Source organism: Dietzia sp. DQ11-38-2 (genome assembly GCF_014145055.1).
Taxonomy (GTDB): Bacteria; Actinomycetota; Actinomycetes; order Mycobacteriales; family Mycobacteriaceae; genus Dietzia.
This window is the reverse complement of the sequence record NZ_JAALDW010000275.1, coordinates 1,780-4,777: the sequence shown is the minus strand read 5'-3', so window position 1 is coordinate 4,777 and position 2,998 is coordinate 1,780. Positions and strand designations below refer to the sequence as shown.

Annotated in this window: 2 protein-coding genes; both read right to left on the bottom strand. The window is 70.2% G+C overall.

Features of this window, described 5'->3' with window-relative positions:
* Positions 1-2,078, bottom strand: a 2,078-nt coding sequence (locus G6026_RS09955) for a transglycosylase domain-containing protein (RefSeq protein WP_182613078.1), incomplete at its 3' end; no start/stop codon positions are given.
* Positions 2,079-2,243: 165 nt separating this feature from the next.
* Positions 2,244-2,657 (bottom strand): DUF5318 family protein, encoded by a 414-nt coding sequence (locus tag G6026_RS09950; protein WP_194305651.1) that lies wholly within the window; start codon positions 2,655-2,657, stop codon positions 2,244-2,246.
* Positions 2,658-2,998: the final 341 nt, after the last annotated feature.

Below are 2,998 nucleotides of genomic sequence, written 5' to 3'. Positions count from 1 at the left end.
GCGGGCTCCGCCGGAGCGGGCGGGGCGCTGGGTTGGGGAACGGCCTGCTGGGTGCCCGCGGTGCCCCCCGTCGTGCCGGTTCCCGACCCCCCGGCGGACTCCCACTGGGACGCGCCGGCCTGTCCGCCGATGTACCCCGGGGTCGGGAAGCTCTCCCACTCCGTGCCGGACAGGGCGCCGTCCATCGCGGACTTCCAGATGTCCGCGGGCAGTCCGGACCCGTACATCGTGCCGCCCCACGCGTTGAGCAGGGGCTGGTTGTCGTCGGTCCCCACCCACACCGCGGTGGCGATGGACGGGGTGTACCCCACGAACCACGCGTCCTTGTTGTAGCCGGTGTCGCCGAGCTGGGTGGTGCCGGACTTGGCCGCGGAGGGGCGGCCACCGGCCAGCGAGTGGCCGTTGGAGTAGGCGGCGATCGGTTCCATCGCGGAGGTGAGGTTGTTGGCCACGTCGGCGTCCACCACCCGCTCCCCCTCGGGCTCCGAGTTGTCCAGGAGGACCTCGCCGTCGGCCGTCTCGACCTTCTCGATGAAGTGGGTGGGCCGGTGGACCCCCTCGGCCGCGAACGTGGCCAGGCCCGTGGCCATGTCGCGCACCCGGATCGGGTACTGGCCCAGGATCAGGCCGTCATAGGGGTCCTCGCCCTGCTCGGTGAGCGTCTCCCACGGCAGTCCGGGGATCTCCTTGGCGACGCCCGCGCGGTGGGCCATGTCCCGGACGTCGTTGGCCCCGTTCTCCAGCATCCGCTGCAGGCGGATGAACGAGGTGTTGAGGGACATCTTGAGCGCCAGGGACACCGAGCACGACCCGCAGGACTGGCCGTCGACGTTGGTGACGGTGACGTTGCCGGTGGTCACCGGCGCCGAGGAGATCTGGGTGCCCAGACCGATGCCCTGCTCGAGGGCGGCCGCCACGCCGAAGATCTTGAAGGTCGAGCCGGTCTGCAACGGGGCGTTGGCGTAATCCCAGCCCTCGGCGTCCTCTCCGCCGTAGTAGCCGATCACGCCGCCCGTGCGGGGGTCGATCGAGACCACCGCGGTGCGGTTCTCCGGCCGCTCGCCCTGCATGTTGCTGCGGGCGGCCTGGACCACCGCCTCCTGGGTCGCGGGGTCGATGGTGGTGGTGATCCTGAGCCCGCGGGTGTTGAGCATCTGCTCGTCGAGGCCGGCCATCGCCAGTTCGGCCAACACCTGGCGCCGGATGGCCCCGTTGGTGGGGTCGCCCACGTTCTGGTCCACCGCCTGGGGATCCTCGACGACCTGGGGGAACACCGCCGCGCCACGCTGCTGGGCGTCGATGGCTCCCATGTCCCGCATGCCGTCCATCACGTAGTTCCAGCGGTTCTCGGAGGCCACGGCGTTGTTGAGCGGATCCAGGGCGGAGGGGGACTGGATGACGCCGGCGAGCAGCGCGCCCTCCTCGATGGTGAGGTTCTCGACCGGCTTGTTGAAGTACGCGGTGGAGGCGGCGGCGATCCCGTAGGCCCCGCGGCCGAAATAGATGGTGTTGAGGTAGGCCCCGAGGATCTGGTCCTTGGACCACTCGTTGGTCATCTTGGCCGCGATGATGATCTCCTTGGCCTTGCGCTCGTAGGTGGGAGCGTCACCGACCATGGTGTTCTTGACGTACTGCTGGGTGATGGTCGAACCACCGCCGGCGCTGGACTCACCGGTGATCTGCCCGATCACCGCGCGCCCGATGCCCGTGGGGTCGTACCCCTCGTTGGTGTAGAAGCTGCGGTCCTCCGCGGCGATCACGGCGTTGCGCACGTGCACGGGGATCGCGTCGACCTCCACCAGGGTCCGGTTGCCCTCCGGTGGGACGATGCGTCCGATCATGGTCGAGCCGTCGTTGGTGTAGATCTCGGAGATCTGGTTGGTGGCCACGCTGCCCGGGCGGGGGATCTCGGTGCGGTTGTAGACCACCCCGACGATCACGAGCGGGATCACCAGGAGGACGACGACGACGAGGATCAGCGTCGTCCAGGCCGGGTGGCGTCGAAACCAGCCGCGCCGGTGCGCGGAGTCGTCCCGACCCCCGTCGGATCCCCCACGCGTCCTGTCACTCTGCGACATCTTCCACCCTCCTGCGAACAGCTACGACCGGCACGGGCGACCCCCGCTGACGGTGCATCGGGGTCCATTGTGTACGAAATCGCGCTCCGCCCGGAATCCAGTGCACCCGGGCACGGCACCTTGCGGTGCTCACGGAGGGCGAGCTGCGGTGTCGGCGGTGGGCGATCAGCGGTGTCGGCGTAGGTCCCTCGCGGCCCGGCGCACGCGCCTGCCCTCGCCCGAGGCGAGACCCACCTCATAGGATTCGATCAGGTGGTTCCACGAGCAACTGCGGCACACCTCCACCACGTGGACGGTGAACGCGTCGTGGGTCAGCGCCAGCTGTTTGATCTCATCCGCGCTCCGGGCCGAGCCGGAGGCGGAACCCAGGTCGTCGCCGAACACCCACGACACCTCGGTGAGGTTCTCCTTGCGGCACACCGGGCACACGGTCTCGGTCTCCACGCCGTGGAACCCGGCCGCACGCAGGAGATAGACGTCCGCGTCGCACACCTCCCGCAGTGCCGAGACGCCCTCGCGGAGATCCGCCAACACCCCTCGGCGCCGCAGGGCGAAGTCCACCACCCGGCGACGCCGCAGCGCCTCTCGGCCGGTGGGGTCCTCCGGCCCCGGCGGGGGGCCGGGTCGCCGGTAGCGGGAGTCGGCCTGGTCCACGGGGGCCAGCCTACGACCCCGGCGCGGTCCCCGCGCGCGTCCGGGGTCGGAGAACCCGAGGGGGGAACAGGCCTCGGTCGAGGGCGCGACCCGGCGTACTCCGGCCCCGCGCGGACTCGACGCGTCTCGCCGATGCCGCAAACCGGTATATCGGCGCGATACATCACAGGGTGTACTCTCAGTCACCGTCGCGGAAATCCGCAGGCATGACTCGTCGACGTGAGGGGGTGGAGTGCTCGATCTGGCGATCCTCGGGCTGCTCGACG